This window comes from uncultured Zhongshania sp. (assembly GCF_963975605.1).
Classification (GTDB): Bacteria; Pseudomonadota; Gammaproteobacteria; order Pseudomonadales; family Spongiibacteraceae; genus Spongiibacter; species Spongiibacter aquimaris.
Genome location: NZ_CAXBHN010000002.1, coordinates 317,107 through 332,638, shown reverse-complemented (window position 1 = coordinate 332,638; position 15,532 = coordinate 317,107). Strand labels below are relative to the sequence as shown.

The following is a 15,532-nucleotide window of genomic DNA, read 5'->3' as shown; positions in this document are numbered from 1 at the left end:
ATAGCGAACCTAAAAAGAAGAGGGCGGCTGGGTATCGAGGCCCGATGCTGAGTGGGCCGCGAGCGTGACATTCTTTGCGGCATTTTGCAGTTGGGTGGCAATCTCAGTGATTTGCTTGCCACTCAGTGAGCCGTCAATGCTACCGGTAGAGAAGACCAGTTCGGGCTCGCTGCCTCGGCCAAATACAGGCACGGCGATATTGCACACCGGATACATACGATCGGGCTCAATGCGGTTTAAGTGATAGTCCTCACTGCACAGCGCTTCGCGATAAAGCTCTGTCGACTGCGCTTGTTGTTCCAGGCTCCAATTTAAGCGACCGTTGCTTAGGGCAACCTCGAGATCTTGCTCGGCTTGGGTTTTCAATGTGACTTCGTAGCCGCGGGCGCGTATTCCAATGACCGCAATTCTCAGACGCTGATCGAGCTTGTCGTCAAATTCGCTTGGCTGCGCCTTTTGTAGCCATGCTTCGAGTGTTTTTGCCGGCGACCAAGCAATAAACGTCGCACCGAGCGGCCCAGTATTTGGTAAGCGAAGCCCCAGCTGAAAAGGGAAGTCCAGGGGCTTTGGAATGCCGTAATTTGCCAATAGCACCAGATGTTTCGCGCTGCGGCCAATTACGCCGCAACCTATACCAAGCTCGCTGGTTAGTTTCTCTAGCTCGGGGCGGGCGTATTCAAGAGCGGGAAATTGCGCAAACGCGGCATTGCCGGCCGCGACAATGGATGGACCTAATCGATACTGCTTATGCCGTTCGTCCTGGATCAGAAACCCGTACGTCGTCATGGTGCTTAAAATCGCATGACACGTCGCTTTATTGAGATTGAGGGTTCTAGTCAACTCAGTTAGACCAAAGGCCTTGTGCGGATGAGCCATTAAGAGGTCAAGAATTGCGAGTGCCCGCGCAGTGGGTTTGGAAAACAATTGCCGCTCCAGCGTATACGCATGAAAAAGAGTCGCCATTTCAGGCCAAAGCATAGTAATCGAAAACGAGCCGCTATTCTTTTATTTGGGCAAGATTATTTACCCCGCCGTACCTTATTTGCTATTAGCGCTGCAATTTGGTGCGAATGCACTTCATATGGGCATGATAATTGCTTTGTGTTTGTGCGTTTTTTTATTGCACTCAGCGGTAACGCCGTTAATGCACAAAACTGATGCGGTTAGAAAGGCGTGAATACGCTATTACATCCATAAAAAAACATCGCACCTCATTATTTTGAGACGCTTTAGGCGGTTAATCTAAAGTTTTCTCATTAGAAGTCGTGCATTTTTATGGCGCATACAATCGTATATTGACCAAATTTGGTGCGCTTTGAAATTATTGGGAGAGGATTTTTGATGTTAACCATTAAAACAAGGCCGCTGTTGCGTTGTGTGGCAGCCTTAATATTGCTGGCCGCCCCACAATGGGGATTTTCTGAGGAAATTAACGGTGCAAATACCGCTTGGATATTAACGTCGACCGCCCTGGTGTTATTCATGACACTGCCCGGTCTCGCCTTGTTTTATGGCGGTTTAGTACGAAGTAAAAACGTACTCAGCGTGTTAATGCAGTGTTTCAGCATAACCTGTTTAGTGTCATTACTCTGGGTGGCGGTAGGTTACAGCATGGCCTTCTCGGAAGGTTCGGCATTTGTCGGTGGCCTTAGTAAGGCATTTTTGGCCGGCGTTGGCGAATCTAGCCTAAGCGGAGACATTCCAGAAACTGTCTTTATTATGTTTCAAATGACTTTTGCCATTATTACGCCAGCACTTATTGTGGGTGGCTTTGCCGAGCGAATTCGTTTTTCTGCCGTAATGCTCTTCTCAGCACTATGGCTGCTTGCGGTATATGCACCGGTGACACACTGGGTTTGGGGCGGCGGTTGGTTGTCACAAATGGGCTTGCTAGATTTTGCCGGTGGTACAGTGGTTCATATCACCGCTGGTGTAGCGGCACTAGTGGCGGCAATCGTCCTGGGTAAGCGCCAGGGTTTCGGACAAATGGCGTTGCCTCCCCATAATCTGACAATGACCTTTATTGGCGCCGGTATGCTTTGGGTTGGCTGGTTTGGCTTCAACGCGGGCAGCGCTTTAGGTGCCAATGGTGATGCCGGTATGGCAATGCTAGTAACCCATCTATCAGCGGCCGCTGGCTGTCTTACTTGGTCGTTTATCGAGTGGATTCGCTATGGCAAGCCAAGCGCCTTGGGCGCGGTAACGGGTATGGTTGCAGGTTTGGGTACCATAACGCCGGCATCAGGCTATGTTGGGCCAGCGGGCGCCATGGTGATCGGTTTAAGCGCAGGTATCGTGTGTTTCTACAGTACATTGTGGCTTAAGCAAGTGATCAAAATAGATGACTCCTTAGATGTATTCCCAGTGCATGGCGTTGGCGGCATTTTAGGTACATTTTTGGCTGGCATTTTCGCGAGTAGCGAACTCGGTATATTCAGCGGGCAAGGCCTGGCTGAAGGTGTCACCATTGCTTCGCAGCTCAAAGTTCAATTAATCGGTATTGGTGCGACTTTGGCCTATACAGCGGTAGTGAGCTGGATACTCTTCTTTGCAATCGACAAATTAATCGGCTTGCGCGTAACCGCCGACGAAGAGGCGCAAGGCCTAGATATTACCTGTCACAACGAAGTTGGTTACGATTTGTAAATCGAATGACCACGTACCATTTTTTGGAATGTTACGTGGTTAATTTTTTAAAAAGTAAAAAATGTCGCGCCTTACGCTTTACGTGTTAGTTACTTGAAGAGTGGGGCGCGATGATGAACAAAGACATTAGAAAACTCTTCATTCAAGTTTGCCCTGACTCTATAAGAGTTAACTCGACTTACTACGTAAAACTCGGTGTCCGTTGGTAAGTGAAAGCCTTCATAACGAATATTTCTGCTTATCGTTTCTGGGTCGGTACAGGTAATACAATACTTCGTGTACCTGCTTCCAATCTCATCTATTTGCTCAGAAATTAACTATAGGACAGCGAGCGTTCATGTGAAGCATACCGCCTGGAACTGTCGAAGTTATAAGGGCTTGTATAGTGTTCGGTGGTATATGAATTCTATTGCTATCAATTTAATTGAAGAATTTTCTTGATTTATAAGCCTTCTCCATTTAGCGTAAGAAATGAATCTGCAAGGAAGCGGAATCAGTACGTGCTAAGGAGAGCTTATGAACCCCACTCGTGTTAATCCAACGTTTAAATCCCGCTGTCAGCAACTCGGTCAAGGAATGACTGAATACATCATTGTGGTTGCCCTCATTGCGGTGGCCGCCATCGGCGTCTTCCGATTGTTTGGTGATACTCTGCGTGAGCAAATGGGCGGCCTTGCCCAGGAGATGTCGGGGCAGAGCGGGACAGATCAAATCAGCAATGCCCAAGATGCAGCGGACGCTGCCGTTGATCAGGCAAATACGAAGAAAGATCTCTCCAACTACTCATCTGGAAACCAGAAGTAAGCCATTAATCTTTCCAGTCCAATAGATTCTCTATCGATGTTCTATTGGGCTTGGAAATCGTTTACCTAGATTCGTAAATTGACGAATCTAGGGCCGAGCGATTGCGATTGGACGAAAGAGGCTCTTTATGGTGCGGAAAATCCGTGGAAACGTGCTCCCCTACGTGGTTGCAGTATTGGTTGTTGTCGCATTCTCGGCTCAGTATGTGTTCAATGCGTTTAAGGTGACCAATGAAGCGACGAGAATGCAGAACGCGGCAGATGCCGCTGCCTACAGTGTCGCTACGGTTTTTGCTCAGAATAATAATTTTGTTGCCCTTTCCAATCGGTCTCTTGTGGCTAACCAAGTTACTATGGCGCAGGTTGTGACCATGGTGTCGTGGACAAGAATGACCTCTACCATGGCAAGTACGGTAAATGATATTGGCCAGTATATTCCCTATGTCTCGGCAGTAACTAACTACATAAACCAAATTGCGCAAAACGCCAGGGGCGTAGTGGAATCCATTGCGCCAGCCATAGCAAGGGCAATCGCCGCATATATAAGAAGCATCTCCTATATTCAAAAAATGGCGGTGCCGCTAGTTTCGGTTATTGCGCAGGACATCATGTCGGACGTGGTTGAAAGCAATGATGCTGATATAGATTATTCCTTTGCGACTGTGTCGCTGTTAAATGACACCGCCATACATCTATCTGCTTTGTATGGTCAGAACGACTGCAGAGGCGAAGCCAATAAAGTTCGGGATGGTGGCAACGTCAGTAAGGAAACGGTTTCAAGGTGTCGACAATTCAGAAACGTCACTATGGCGTCACGGGATGAATTCTCTTCAAACAGGACTTACCGATTTACCTTTCCCGGTATGCCGGAAAAAATTATTTTGCCAGGCACTCCCGCGGTCGCAGTCAGCGGCGTACCTTTGTATTCGACGCTGACAATAGAGCGATCCGGGTCTGCAGTCATGGGGGGAGATACTCCCGACGTACAAAATAGCACCCCGTTTACAACCTGGTCAGCAATAGATGCCATCTCCATTCATGCCGAAACTCGCTACCTTGATTGGAAGGGCAGTGTTAAATCTACGGGTCATAAGGAGAGAGTTAAGTTGGGTGTTGGTCACGCCTATGTTGGCAACGAATGCAGTAAATGCCACCACGTGATACATGAAGGGACGTCATATTGGAATAAAAACCCCAGAGGGTCAGCCTGCACTGATCCTGATATCGCGAGAGGCTATGGCGGTGGGAGTAAATCGCAGAATAGCGGTGCATTCAAGCTAATGGACGTAACGGCTCTGAATTGCTACGAACTAAGTAATGAATTTGACTCGGACGTCTCTCAAGGTACCGAGCAGGGTGTTGGGTTGACACCCTTTTTCAACTTAAAAAAAGAAGGGTACGTGAACGAGACGGACCACGTTTTTATCTACCTCAGGAAGGAGCGCGGAAAACTTAAAACCTACCGAAAAATTCTTGCCACATCAGACAATTTAAGTTTAGAGCGCGAAAAAGGCGCGCAAAACGATTCCCTGCACGGCGCTTCTGCGGCAGCGATATATTTCAAGCGCAGCAACGACAAATGGATTCGTGCCGAATCGCAGCGTAGTGATGGCAGAGTGGAATATGGTAACGCCTACAATCCATTCTGGGAGGCCCGACTGGATAAAATTGACATCGGCGAATCTGGCTCTCTAAATGCCTTGAAGGAACTGTGAGCATGGCGAACGCAGAACGAGGTCAGGCATTACTGGAAATATTGGTGGCTGCTACTTTTGTATTGGTGCCAGTGCTATTTCTGATTGTGTACCTGGGGAAGGTGGGCGATTTGCAGCACCGGGCACATGAAGCGGCCAGGTATGCGGCGTGGGAGAGCATTAGTACCACTAAAAGTCCCTCAGAAATTAGTAACGAAATAAACAAGCGATTTCTGTACGGTCTTCACAAGGACGTTGACAGTGAGAAAGACCTCAAATCAACAAATCTTGATAAGGATCGGGTGGATCCGCTCTATCTCTATTCGGAAGCCGGAAAATATGAAATTGCGCTGGTGGAATCGGATAGCTCCTTCTCATCTACATCACACCGTAATAGTGATCCTGATTCTGAGATTCATCAGTGGCGGCAGGCGACATTGGATAACGGCATTGTCGGGTTCAATCTGGAGTCGGATGGAATGCATTCGGTAGAGGTGAACATACCATTCATAAACACAAGCCGTCTTAGCCTTGAAGATCGGATCGAAACGTATTCTAAAAATGCTATTTATGCACAAGCTTGGAGAAAAGTTACTGACAGCCGTTTAAAAAATGCCATTGAAAATAGTATTTTTGGAGAAAAGGCTTTCGACAATGCCGTTTTTGACAGCATGGCAAATTTCGCTGAATTGATTGGCTTTGAGGAATGGGGTGGATTCAAACCCGGATATGTCGAGGGTGATGTGGTGCCCTGTAGTCGGGTGCTGGGGGGCGTTAATGATCGCGAATTGGCGTGCTTTTAATGTGATGAGAAGCGTATCTCAATCTCGGGGTATAGCGATAATTTTCTGTATCTTGGCGCCATGTCATAGCTGGGCCTGGCCAGATACATTGCCGGTGCCCAAAGGGGTGTCTGTCAGTGTTGTGGGAGAAAACATGCAGGTGAATGGTATACCGGTAAGGGCATACGAATATTTCTGGCGCAGTGGTGAAAAGCCACTCTTGGATTTTTATTCTGAACTTTGGCGGGGCGGGGCGGATGATGAACAACCGCCTTTTATACGGATGGAGCTCGGAGATTGGGATGTACTTTCCCATATTGAAGATGGATACAACTTTACCGTTCAGTACCAAGAAGAGGGCATCAAGGGAATTCGAGTTCTTCTGGGCATCTCGTCATTACCGAAAATGCTCGATAAGAATCGGCAGGGCTATGCCTTCAATAAAGTTAAATTACTCTCAGGTATGAGTATTTTTTCAGTTGTGGAATCCATCGATGGGGGAAGACGGTCCGAAACATACTGGATTGATTCCAGTAATTCGATAGAAAAAACAGCTCAAATAATAGAGAAGCATTATTCGGAAGAGGGCTTTCTTGTGAGTAGAAAAAACATCAAGCGGGCTGAGAGCGGTATGATTTTTTTATCTTACCTGAGTGCTGAAGATAAAAGTCAGCAATTGGAATTTGCGATTAGTGATTCGGATGGGTCAACGAGAATTGTTGGTGTATGGCAGGAAAAATAAAATGTATTCAAGAATGAAAGAGCAGCGAGGACAGGCTTTGCCGGAGTACATAGTGGGTACATTGGTCGTAGTGGCGGCCTTGTTTACGCCGATAGAGGTTTTTGGGGGCCGGGCAATCATTGGTGTGCTGGTCGAGTCTTTTCAAAAAAACTACAAGGGTTATGAGTATGTTGTTTCTCAGCCCGTCGACGAGTGAAGTCAGTCTATGTCCATTGCGAAATATCGATACCCTATTGCGCTGATACTGGCACTCTGTTGCGCGGTTGCCGCGTTCTTCCTGACCAAGTATTACTTTGAGGTAAGGGAAAGAGGATTGCGGGAGAAAATCCGTTCTGAGGCAAGGCTAGTGGATGTGGTGGTGGCGAAAATAGATTTGCCGGTCGGGGCAAGGGTCGACCTGGACACTATGATGATTAAAAGCATACCGAGTGAATATGTACCCGATGGCGTCATCTATCCGACGTCCTATCCGGACGTGGAGGAAAAATATTTATCGGCGCCGATGTCAAAGGGAAAGCCCCTGCTGCGATATATGGTTGAGGGGGTTTCTAGAATTGATAAATTTTCAGACTTGCTCGCCTTTGGCGAGAGAGCCGTTACGTTGGAAGTGGATGGTGTCAGCAGTATTGCACATATGCTTGAGGCGGGAGACTACATCGATCTTGGCGTCATAAAAAATAAAGGCGCGGCATTCGAGCTGATATTGGATCGTGTTCGGGTTCTCTCTACGGGTAATTTTTCTGTGGCCGATCCAAAAGTTCGGGGTATGTATAAAAATGCGCAATATTCCACCGTCACATTGGGTGTCGCAGGTGAGTACGTACAGTCGATTTACGAAGCTCAAATAAAGTATCAATTGGTTTTCCTTTTGAGAAACGACAAAGATGTTAAATCCGCCTCTTACGATATATCGCCAGCTGGCTCGGGGGTAGTCACTGTGTACGCGGGTACTTCAGCGGAAGGGGTTATAAATACTTACCAGGATTTTGTTCAGGTCACCAGCTCAGAAAGAGAACCCGGCGCTGCGGTAAGAAACGCCAAGGGCAGATTGGTCAAGGTGTTGAGCCAGGATCAGTTGGTAGATCAAGCTCGTCAGGAGTCAGGGAATGACTTGGCAGAAATGAATGAGTAAGGAGAGGGTGTTGCAATTTTTTATAAAGATTCCCGCGATTTTCGGATTATGCCTTTTGCTGTTTCCGGCTCGGGGCTATGCAGATTATCCCAGTAATATGCCTATAGAAGTAGGTGAAGTGAGAACACTCCAGATCAACGGCTTAACTCATGTGGCTATTGGAGACCCCAGTAAAGTAGGGTACAAAACACTGGAAAATGGCGAGTTGATGATAGTTGGGTTGGAGCCTGGTGAGTCCAGCATGCAAATCTGGCGTAATGGCGGACGGAAGCTTCTCTATAAAATTAAAGTTCAAGATCGCTACGTGTCAGAGAGCGTGCGCATGGCGAGAGCCCTGACAGCTAAAATCTCCGGACTGAAGGTTTATTCTATGGATAGCCGACTGGTTGTAGAGGGCAAGATTAATAAAAATAACATGGCCAGCATTGAAGCAGTAAGAGCACTGACGCCGGATGCTATTTTTATACTAGAAGAACGTCCCTTTAAAAGAAATCCGATTATTCGTGTTGATGCGGTATTGGTTGAGATCAATGATAATGACGTCCAAAAGCTGGGTATCGAATGGGATACAGCAACATCGGGTCCGATATACGGTTTTCACAAAGATATAACGCCAGGTAGATTCAGGATATTTCAGGAAGATCCCGATGGAACAAATGAAGGTATTATTAACGCCATCCCGTTTGGTGATAGTAGTTTCTTCCAGTATTTCGGTATTACTTCCCATCTTGCCTCTACTCTTAATTTTCTTCAAAGTTCCGGGCAGGCGAGAATACTCAGCGCTCCGAAGCTCACTGCGGTCAGCGGTGAATCGGCATCGTTCCACATAGGTGGGCAATTCCCCATTCCCGTCATCAATGCGCTGGGAGCGACAACAGTCGAACGTCAGGACTATGGGGTGATATTGCAAGTATCACCTACTATTGATGACGGTATTATCAATATGGAGGTTACCGTTGACCTCAGTGACATAGATCCATCTGTGACCGTTAACGGTGTTCCCGGTACCAGGAACAGAAAGACCCAAACAGTTGTTCAGCTTGAAGCCAATCAAACCGTAGCAATTTCGGGACTGTTTGCAACAGCAGACTCTGAAGCGACATCGGGTATCCCCGGTCTGAGTAAAATTCCTATTTTAAAATATCTTTTTGGCGTAGAGGACAAGGACTCGGATAACAAGCAGGTGGTGGTGTTGTTAACGCCAAAACTTATCAGCCCAGGCGATGAAACCGACCGGGCGTTAAGCTCGTTTGCTACCGAAATGCTTAGGGAAAACCAGGCCCATATCACCGTTGACGCTGCATTAATGGAATAGCTATGAAGGTTCTTGTGCAAACCAAAAAGGGAACAATGGTCGGAAAACTTTTTTGCGAGGCGGACTCATTCCTGATAGGCAAAGGCTCCGCCTGTTTGGTTGATCTGAGTGGTTGGAAGGTTTCGAAGTGTCACGCTGAGGTCAACAAACTTTCCGGGGGCGTGTTTGTCAGGGAGGCAGACCAAAAGTATCCAATTTATGTTAATGCCACCCGCATCATGGGTGAGTATGGCCCGCTTCGACAAGGCGACAAAATTGGCATTGGCGATTATATAATCACGCTTGAAGATTTCGCCATTAAAGCGGAGCCTGAGAAGCTTCTGGGTGGTGTCGTCCCCGTGGAGCCTGTACTGGCGACGAGCGCTGTTCCCGTCGAGAAAGAAAAGATAAATATCGAAACTTCAAGCCTGATGCCAAATGACGACGCCGAGCGTCGGGAGCTGATACGGGCTTGGAAACTAAAGATTCACGCCTCTTTGCTAAAAACAATGGATCTTAGAAGAACGAATATCTCGACGTTGAACGATGTAGAGTTAAGGGCTTTATCGGCGGAAATTATCTCGGAAGCTATCGCAAAGTCAGCTGATTTTCCCCGTGCCTTGTCCAGGAGTGACATTGCTAGGCAGGTGCTGGATGAGGCCGTTGGGCTGGGTCCGCTGGAGGAGCTTTTGGCCCGCAATGATATTAGTGAAGTCATGGTGAATTCCTGTGATGAAGTGTACTACGAAGAGGGCGGGCGCTTAATAAAATCCAATATCTGTTTTAGCGATGACAAGGCGGTTCTCAGTGCCATTGAAAGAATCGTTACGCCTTTAGGCCGACGGATAGACGAAAGCTCACCCATGGTGGACGCCAGATTGAAGGACGGTTCGAGGGTTAACGCGATAATTCCTCCTCTGGCACTAAAAGGGCCGACTATCACCATCCGAAAATTTATGCAGGAGAAGTTGACGATTGGGCACTTGATCGGCTTTTCTTCGCTGAATAAAGAAATGGCTGACTTTTTGGATATCGCGGTTAATCAGCGCCTGAATATTATTATTTCTGGCGGCACGGGGTCGGGGAAGACAACCCTGCTGAATGCCTTGTCTAACTTTATTCCTGATAACGAGAGAATCGTCACGGTCGAGGATGCGGCCGAGTTGAAGCTCAACAAGCCTCATGTGGTGTCACTGGAGGCTCGCCCTCCAAATCAGGAGGGATCCGGTGCGGTGACGATTCGGGACTTGGTGAAAAACTGTCTGCGTATGCGGCCTGACCGGATAGTTGTTGGGGAGTGTCGCAGCGGCGAGGCGCTGGACATGCTGCAGGCGATGAATACCGGTCATGATGGATCATTGACAACGGTTCACTCCAACTCGCCCAGGGACTGTATTTCCAGGCTGGAAGTACTTGTATTGATGTCGGGCATGGACCTTCCGGTGGCGGCCATTCGCGAACAAATTGCCTCTGCGGTGGATATTATCGTACAGCAGACACGCTTTGCCTGTGGCTCCAGAAAAATCACATCGATATCGGAGGTCACCGGTGTTGAGGGGAATATTGTCCAGCTATCTGAAATATTTCGTTTTACACAATCGGGCTATAACGAAGACGGTCGTGTCATCGGTCAATTTGAAGCCATGGGGCAGGTGCCAGAATTCTACGAACAACTGTCAGCGAGGGGTATAGCGGTGGACTTGGATATTTTCACTAGGCAGCAGGCGGGCTAATGATGTTTCCCGTTCTGGTGTCAACGCTGTCTTTTCTGGCGCTGCTGGCTGTTATCTATTCCGTGGGAGGGAGCACCCGTTCCGCTATCAGCCAGTATGACGAACAAGTAAAAGATGTCACTACGGTTTCCCTGCATGAAATTTTTATTTTTATTGATGACAAAACCATTAAATATATCAGTGCGGCGGCGTTCGTCTTTATTGCGCTTTTGGTTTACATCGTTAGTAGTTCTGTATGGATGTCAATCGTATTTGGTTTGCTGGTTCTCCTGACACCCGCCAAGGTGGTGACGATACTAAAAAATCGCCGTTATAAAAAATTTAATAGGGATCTTCCGGATGCCTTGATGGCGACTGCGGGCATGTTGAAGTCGGGAGTTAACCTTAGCGGCGCACTCACTATTGTTGTAAATGAGAACAACGGCCCCCTTGGTCAGGAGTTTGGCCTGTTCCTGAATGAATTGAAGCTAGGCGTCGATTTTAATTCTGCGCTTGACAATATGTATCGTCGAGTTCCGATTTCTGATCTCGAATTGGTTGTGGCGGGAATGAAAATTTCCAGAGAAGTGGGCGGTAGTCTGTCAGAAGTTTTATTTAGGCTCTCGGATACCATTCGCAGGCGTGCCGAAATGGAAGGAAAAATTAAAAGCCTTACCGCGATGGGTACCCTGCAGGGCTGGGTGATGACCCTGCTCCCCATTGGGGTGGGTTTTGCTATCTATCTGATAGAACCTGAAACAATGGCAAAATTGTATACCGATTGGCGTGGTTGGATCGCGTGTTTTGTGATTGTTGTTCTTGAATTTCTCGGTTACAAAATTATCAGAAAAATAGTGAATATCGATGTTTGATGAGTTTATTTTTAAATATATGGCGATAGCTATGGTGCCAGTTTCTATCGTTGTGATGTATGTGTCTATATACGGTATTCGGGAGGAAGTACCCGGTGATGAGCGCGATTATCTGGATCCATTGCCAAAATCATTAAGACGGATATGGCCCATTGTGAATATGTTTTCCTACTATATTGGCGACAAACTGCCGGTAGAGTGGCTGGTGTTCTATAAAAAGCACCTAGAGCGGGCTGGGCTAAATTACATGATGGGGCCAACTCAGTATTTTGGGCTGCAATTAACCGCCGCCACGGTGATGGCAGGGGTAGCGGCTTTGTGTGGCTATATGCTTGGAGCAATGGATTACCTGTATGTGGCAACAGGTTTTCTGCTTGGCTTTCTTATGCCGCTTATCAGCGTAAATGATTTTAAGAAACGAAGGGAGCGTGAGCTGGTGAAGTCGCTACCGGTGTACCTGGATTTTCTCACCATGGCCACCCAGGCAGGTCTGAATATGAGCAGTGCGATCGCGCAGTCTGTAGATAAAGGGCCGGAGTCTCCCCTTAAAACTGAATTTAAAAAGTGTATGCGAGACTTGCGTGCCGGTGTGCCGCGGAGCGAGGCCTTTCGCCTGATGGCGGATAGGTTGTCTCTTTCCGAAATTAACGCATTTGTTACCACCGTGATTCAGGCAGAAAAAACCGGCGCGTCTATTGGCGAGGCTTTAAAGGTCCAGGCTGATCAGCGCCGTATCGAGCGATTTCAAAAGGCAGAAAAACTGGCGATGGAAGCACCGGTAAAACTGATCTTCCCCTTGGTGGCATTCATATTCCCAAGCACTTTCATCATTATATTTTTTCCCATAGGCATGAAATTAATGGAGGCATTTTAATGACGACATCAACGCCCGTGATCCAGCTTGCTCCGCGACCTGTTCATGCCAATCGATTTTTGTCTCGCTTGCTGGGAATGTTTTCTCCGGTGGCAAAAAGGCGGGGAGCGGTAGTGATATACCCGTGTTCATCCATTCATACTTTTTTTATGAATAAGCCTTTGCATATTGTCTTTCTGGATTCGTCTCGCAATGTGTTGGCTTGCCATGATTCGGTCGCCCCCTTTAAAACCTTGGCATGTCCCGGTTCCTACTATGTTTTTGAGACCGGAGCGGGTGTGTTGAATCAAAAATTGGAGGTAGGTGATGTTGTGGATTTTTAGAGCGCTAACGGTATTGCTCATGATGCTTAACATTTCCGCCTGTAGCGCCACGGCGGCGAATGTGAAGCCACAGAATCCAATGGTAGAGGCACAATCTTATTACGATCGTGCTTTGTATAGTGATGCCGAGCGTGTGTTGCTCAAGCTAAGTGAGCGGGTCGAAGACAACTACGACGTACATTTCATGCTTGGAAATATTTATGTTCGTACTGGCCAGTATCCGGCGGCCGACAGAATGTATCGGCGTTGCATCAATATAGATTCCTCGGTCGCCAAGGCTTGGTACAACCTCGCCCTGCTTAAAGTAAAGGAGGCGATGAGTCTTGCCGATGAAGGGTATCAGCGCACGGCGGTGGACAATCCCGAATACGAGCGCAATTTCCTCTTGCTCAAGGATGGCCTGATTACGGCCATTACTGGCCAATAGATGCCGAGTTTGATGTTGAACAATCACCCCCCTCAGCGGGGCCAAGCCCTGCCGGAAATGCTGATAGCTTTTCCTCTGGTGGTGATCATGGTGATGGGCATAGTTCAAGTTGCACTCTTGTATCGGGGGAAGGCCACGGTCAACAACGCCACTTTTCAGGCTGCCCGATCCGGAGCGTTAAATCATGGTTACACCGCTAAAATGGAGCAGGTGTTCTGGTCTCGAATGGTGGCGTTGGGGCAGATCAGGCCCGAACTTCGCAGTGGTACCACCACTGATGGGCTTTTTGATAACCCGGATCAGCCTAAATTGCTGGCTTCCAAAATGGCGTTGGCAACGTCCCATACTTACAAACCCATAGAGGTTATCTGGCCAAGCAGGGAAGTCTTCGATTATTTTGCCGTGCCCGTTAAAGACCTGGAGCCGTGTTCCGGGGCGGGATGTCCGTTCAGCGACTACGGTGGTGCCTTCAAACCCGCTGTGAAGAGTGTGTTCGAGATTCCGGTGGATAATCTTGACACGAGGGATTCCTCTCTTCACGCCGTTGATGGCAGCAGGGTGAACTTGATGGATGCCAATTTGCTGAGTGTGCGCTCGCGTTATTGTTATGACCTGGAAGTGCCTGTGGCCAACTTTATTATCTGGCGTACATTGCGAGCGGTAAATACTGCAGACGCTGATTGGCAAGCTTGTGAGCTCATGACGGCGGCGTTTGGCGAAAATCGCTATTTTATCCCGGTTGTGGGGCACACGGTGATACGCATGCAGTCGGGGTTCCGGTGTGAAGGTGATGAAGAGGCGGGGGGGAATTGTGAGAATATTTAGGGTGGGTTTTTTCTGCTTATTAAGCCTGCCGGCATGGTCGGCAGATTCGCAGCAAGTACTTTCCCAGCTGGCCGAGTTGGATAGTGCGCTGGCGGTGGCGGCCCAAAAGGAAGACGAACTGGTTACTGAAGAGCTGGATCGGAAGAGGCAGCAGCCTGCGTATCAACTGCAGTACATAAACCCTGGTGTGGTGCGTGGTTACCATCGTGAAGCGGACCGTGCACTGGCAAATATCATTGCGTTAAAGAAACAAACGCTAGCGACCACATTGATGGCTGGTCCCGCTTGCGCCCAGGCGATTGCAAAATACCGGGCTGAAACCTTCGATAAGCTGCAGGTGCTTTACCGGCAGTTTGTGTCCCGGGAACCGCCTTTTCCGCTGGTTGCACCTGTATATAACGCAAACGCACGCGACAGCCTTGGGTTTCTTACCCGGGTGGTCATGACTTGTAGCATGTAACAATGGGGAATATATCCGGTGCCAGTATGAAAAAACTTGTCTCCATTTTACTGTTATGTTGCCTGAAAGTTGCCTTTGCCGATCCCTATCAAAGCGTGCTTTATAGCAGCCTTTCGTCTGGCAAGGTTTTCTATCAATCCACCCGGCAACACAAAATGCTGGAGTTGGTGTCGGGCGAAATCCAGTATCTGCGCACAGAGAACGGCGCGGAAGGCTATCAGGCTCAACAGGTTCTCCAGTTCGAGGCGCAGAGTTCCGTACGTATTGTCGACCACAAGCCTGGTACTACGATCCTACCCTTATACAGGGATGTCGAGCGGCAGTTGGAGCGCCTGAAATTTGAAACGCTCTACCGCTGTGATTACCTTCAATGCGGTGATATAAGCGGCTGGCAGTTGTATCTTAGCGACAAGCTGCTTGGTAAGGAGGATACCCAACACTATCTGTTGGCCAAGGCCACGGGGCCGGGCAATGCAGAGTACTACGCCCAGTTCTATATAGTGGAGCTGGATGACCAGCCGCGTTCATTCCTGAGGCTGGTCGGGCCTGTCAGTTCGCCGTTTCAGCCTGCAGATCAAGCTGTTGACGATGACAGAGTATCGTTGTTTTTTCTCTACGACAGTACTCACTTGCTTGAGCAGTCCAGGCGCGAACTCACCGCCTTGGCGGCAAAGATTCAGCGTGACAAGGTTAGCAAGGTGGTGATTACCGGCCATGCCGATAGTCATGGCGCGCCGGCTTACAATTGTGCGCTGGCGATGCGCAGGGCGGATCATGTCGCCGCCGCGCTAAAATCACAGGCTGGTCTGGACAGTTTACACATTGAGCGGCTGGCACAGGGTGAGGCAAGTCCCTACGCGGATAATCGTTTCGCGGCGGGGCGGGAGCAGAATCGGCGTGTTACCGTGCAACTGCTCGGCCCTAATCCCCAGGAGTAGAGCGAAGA

The 15,532-nt window shown here is 48.5% G+C and carries 17 protein-coding genes; 16 read left to right on the top strand and 1 reads right to left on the bottom strand.

Annotation, left to right across the window (positions count from 1 at the left end):
• Positions 1-9 precede the first annotated feature (9 nt).
• Entirely contained in the window at positions 10-924 is a 915-nt protein-coding gene (locus tag AAC007_RS03860; protein ID WP_339674671.1) for a helix-turn-helix domain-containing protein, read from the bottom strand.
• A 417-nt stretch (positions 925-1,341) separates the two neighbouring features.
• Here AAC007_RS03860 and AAC007_RS03855 point away from each other — a divergent pair, with 417 nt between their 5' ends.
• The 16 genes from AAC007_RS03855 (at position 1,342) to AAC007_RS03780 (ending at position 15,524) form a co-directional block, all read left to right on the top strand.
• Positions 1,342-2,646 carry an ammonium transporter gene (locus tag AAC007_RS03855; RefSeq protein WP_295871678.1) on the top strand — a complete coding sequence of 435 codons (1,305 nt, stop codon included), beginning with the start codon at positions 1,342-1,344 and terminating at the stop codon, positions 2,644-2,646.
• Positions 2,647-3,162: 516 nt separating this feature from the next.
• Positions 3,163-3,450: a pilus assembly protein gene (locus tag AAC007_RS03850; RefSeq protein ID WP_296433979.1), complete on the top strand. Its 288-nt coding sequence runs from the start codon at positions 3,163-3,165 to the stop codon at positions 3,448-3,450.
• A gap of 127 nt (positions 3,451-3,577) precedes the next feature.
• Positions 3,578-5,164 carry a pilus assembly protein TadG-related protein gene (locus AAC007_RS03845; RefSeq protein WP_339674670.1) on the top strand — a complete coding sequence of 529 codons (1,587 nt, stop codon included), beginning with the start codon at positions 3,578-3,580 and terminating at the stop codon, positions 5,162-5,164.
• Between the two features lie 2 nt (positions 5,165-5,166).
• Positions 5,167-5,946, top strand: coding sequence for a hypothetical protein (locus AAC007_RS03840; protein ID WP_339674669.1), 780 nt, complete (start codon positions 5,167-5,169; stop codon positions 5,944-5,946).
• A 133-nt stretch (positions 5,947-6,079) separates the two neighbouring features.
• Entirely contained in the window at positions 6,080-6,667 is a 588-nt protein-coding gene (locus AAC007_RS03835; protein WP_296433976.1) for a hypothetical protein, read from the top strand.
• Between the two features lies 1 nt (position 6,668).
• Positions 6,669-6,863 carry a hypothetical protein gene (locus AAC007_RS03830; RefSeq protein WP_296433975.1) on the top strand — a complete coding sequence of 65 codons (195 nt, stop codon included), beginning with the start codon at positions 6,669-6,671 and terminating at the stop codon, positions 6,861-6,863.
• 9 nt (positions 6,864-6,872) lie between these two features.
• A complete protein-coding gene (gene cpaB, locus AAC007_RS03825) occupies positions 6,873-7,799 on the top strand; it encodes a Flp pilus assembly protein CpaB (protein ID WP_339674668.1) in 927 nt (308 codons plus the stop codon).
• Entirely contained in the window at positions 7,792-9,114 is a 1,323-nt protein-coding gene (locus tag AAC007_RS03820; protein WP_339674667.1) for a pilus assembly protein N-terminal domain-containing protein, read from the top strand. The genes cpaB and AAC007_RS03820 overlap by 8 nt, the downstream gene beginning before the upstream one ends.
• A 2-nt stretch (positions 9,115-9,116) precedes the next feature.
• Complete coding sequence (locus AAC007_RS03815) at positions 9,117-10,826, top strand: ATPase, T2SS/T4P/T4SS family (protein ID WP_339674666.1); 1,710 nt, start codon at positions 9,117-9,119, stop codon at positions 10,824-10,826.
• On the top strand, positions 10,826-11,677 hold the full coding sequence (locus tag AAC007_RS03810; RefSeq protein WP_296433967.1) for a type II secretion system F family protein: 852 nt from the start codon (positions 10,826-10,828) through the stop codon (positions 11,675-11,677). The genes AAC007_RS03815 and AAC007_RS03810 overlap by 1 nt, the downstream gene beginning before the upstream one ends.
• On the top strand, positions 11,670-12,551 hold the full coding sequence (locus AAC007_RS03805; protein ID WP_339674664.1) for a type II secretion system F family protein: 882 nt from the start codon (positions 11,670-11,672) through the stop codon (positions 12,549-12,551). The genes AAC007_RS03810 and AAC007_RS03805 overlap by 8 nt, the downstream gene beginning before the upstream one ends.
• On the top strand, positions 12,551-12,874 hold the full coding sequence (locus AAC007_RS03800) for a DUF192 domain-containing protein (protein ID WP_295871699.1): 324 nt from the start codon (positions 12,551-12,553) through the stop codon (positions 12,872-12,874). The genes AAC007_RS03805 and AAC007_RS03800 overlap by 1 nt, the downstream gene beginning before the upstream one ends.
• Positions 12,858-13,301: a tetratricopeptide repeat protein gene (locus AAC007_RS03795; protein WP_295871701.1), complete on the top strand. Its 444-nt coding sequence runs from the start codon at positions 12,858-12,860 to the stop codon at positions 13,299-13,301. The genes AAC007_RS03800 and AAC007_RS03795 overlap by 17 nt, the downstream gene beginning before the upstream one ends.
• Positions 13,302-14,126 (top strand): TadE family protein, encoded by an 825-nt coding sequence (locus AAC007_RS03790; protein ID WP_339674663.1) that lies wholly within the window; start codon positions 13,302-13,304, stop codon positions 14,124-14,126.
• Positions 14,113-14,586, top strand: coding sequence for a hypothetical protein (locus AAC007_RS03785; protein WP_339674662.1), 474 nt, complete (start codon positions 14,113-14,115; stop codon positions 14,584-14,586). Before AAC007_RS03790 ends, AAC007_RS03785 begins: the two co-directional genes overlap by 14 nt.
• Positions 14,587-14,612: 26 nt before the next feature.
• Positions 14,613-15,524, top strand: a complete 912-nt coding sequence (locus tag AAC007_RS03780; RefSeq protein WP_339674661.1) for an OmpA family protein — start codon at positions 14,613-14,615, stop codon at positions 15,522-15,524.
• Positions 15,525-15,532 lie beyond the last annotated feature (8 nt).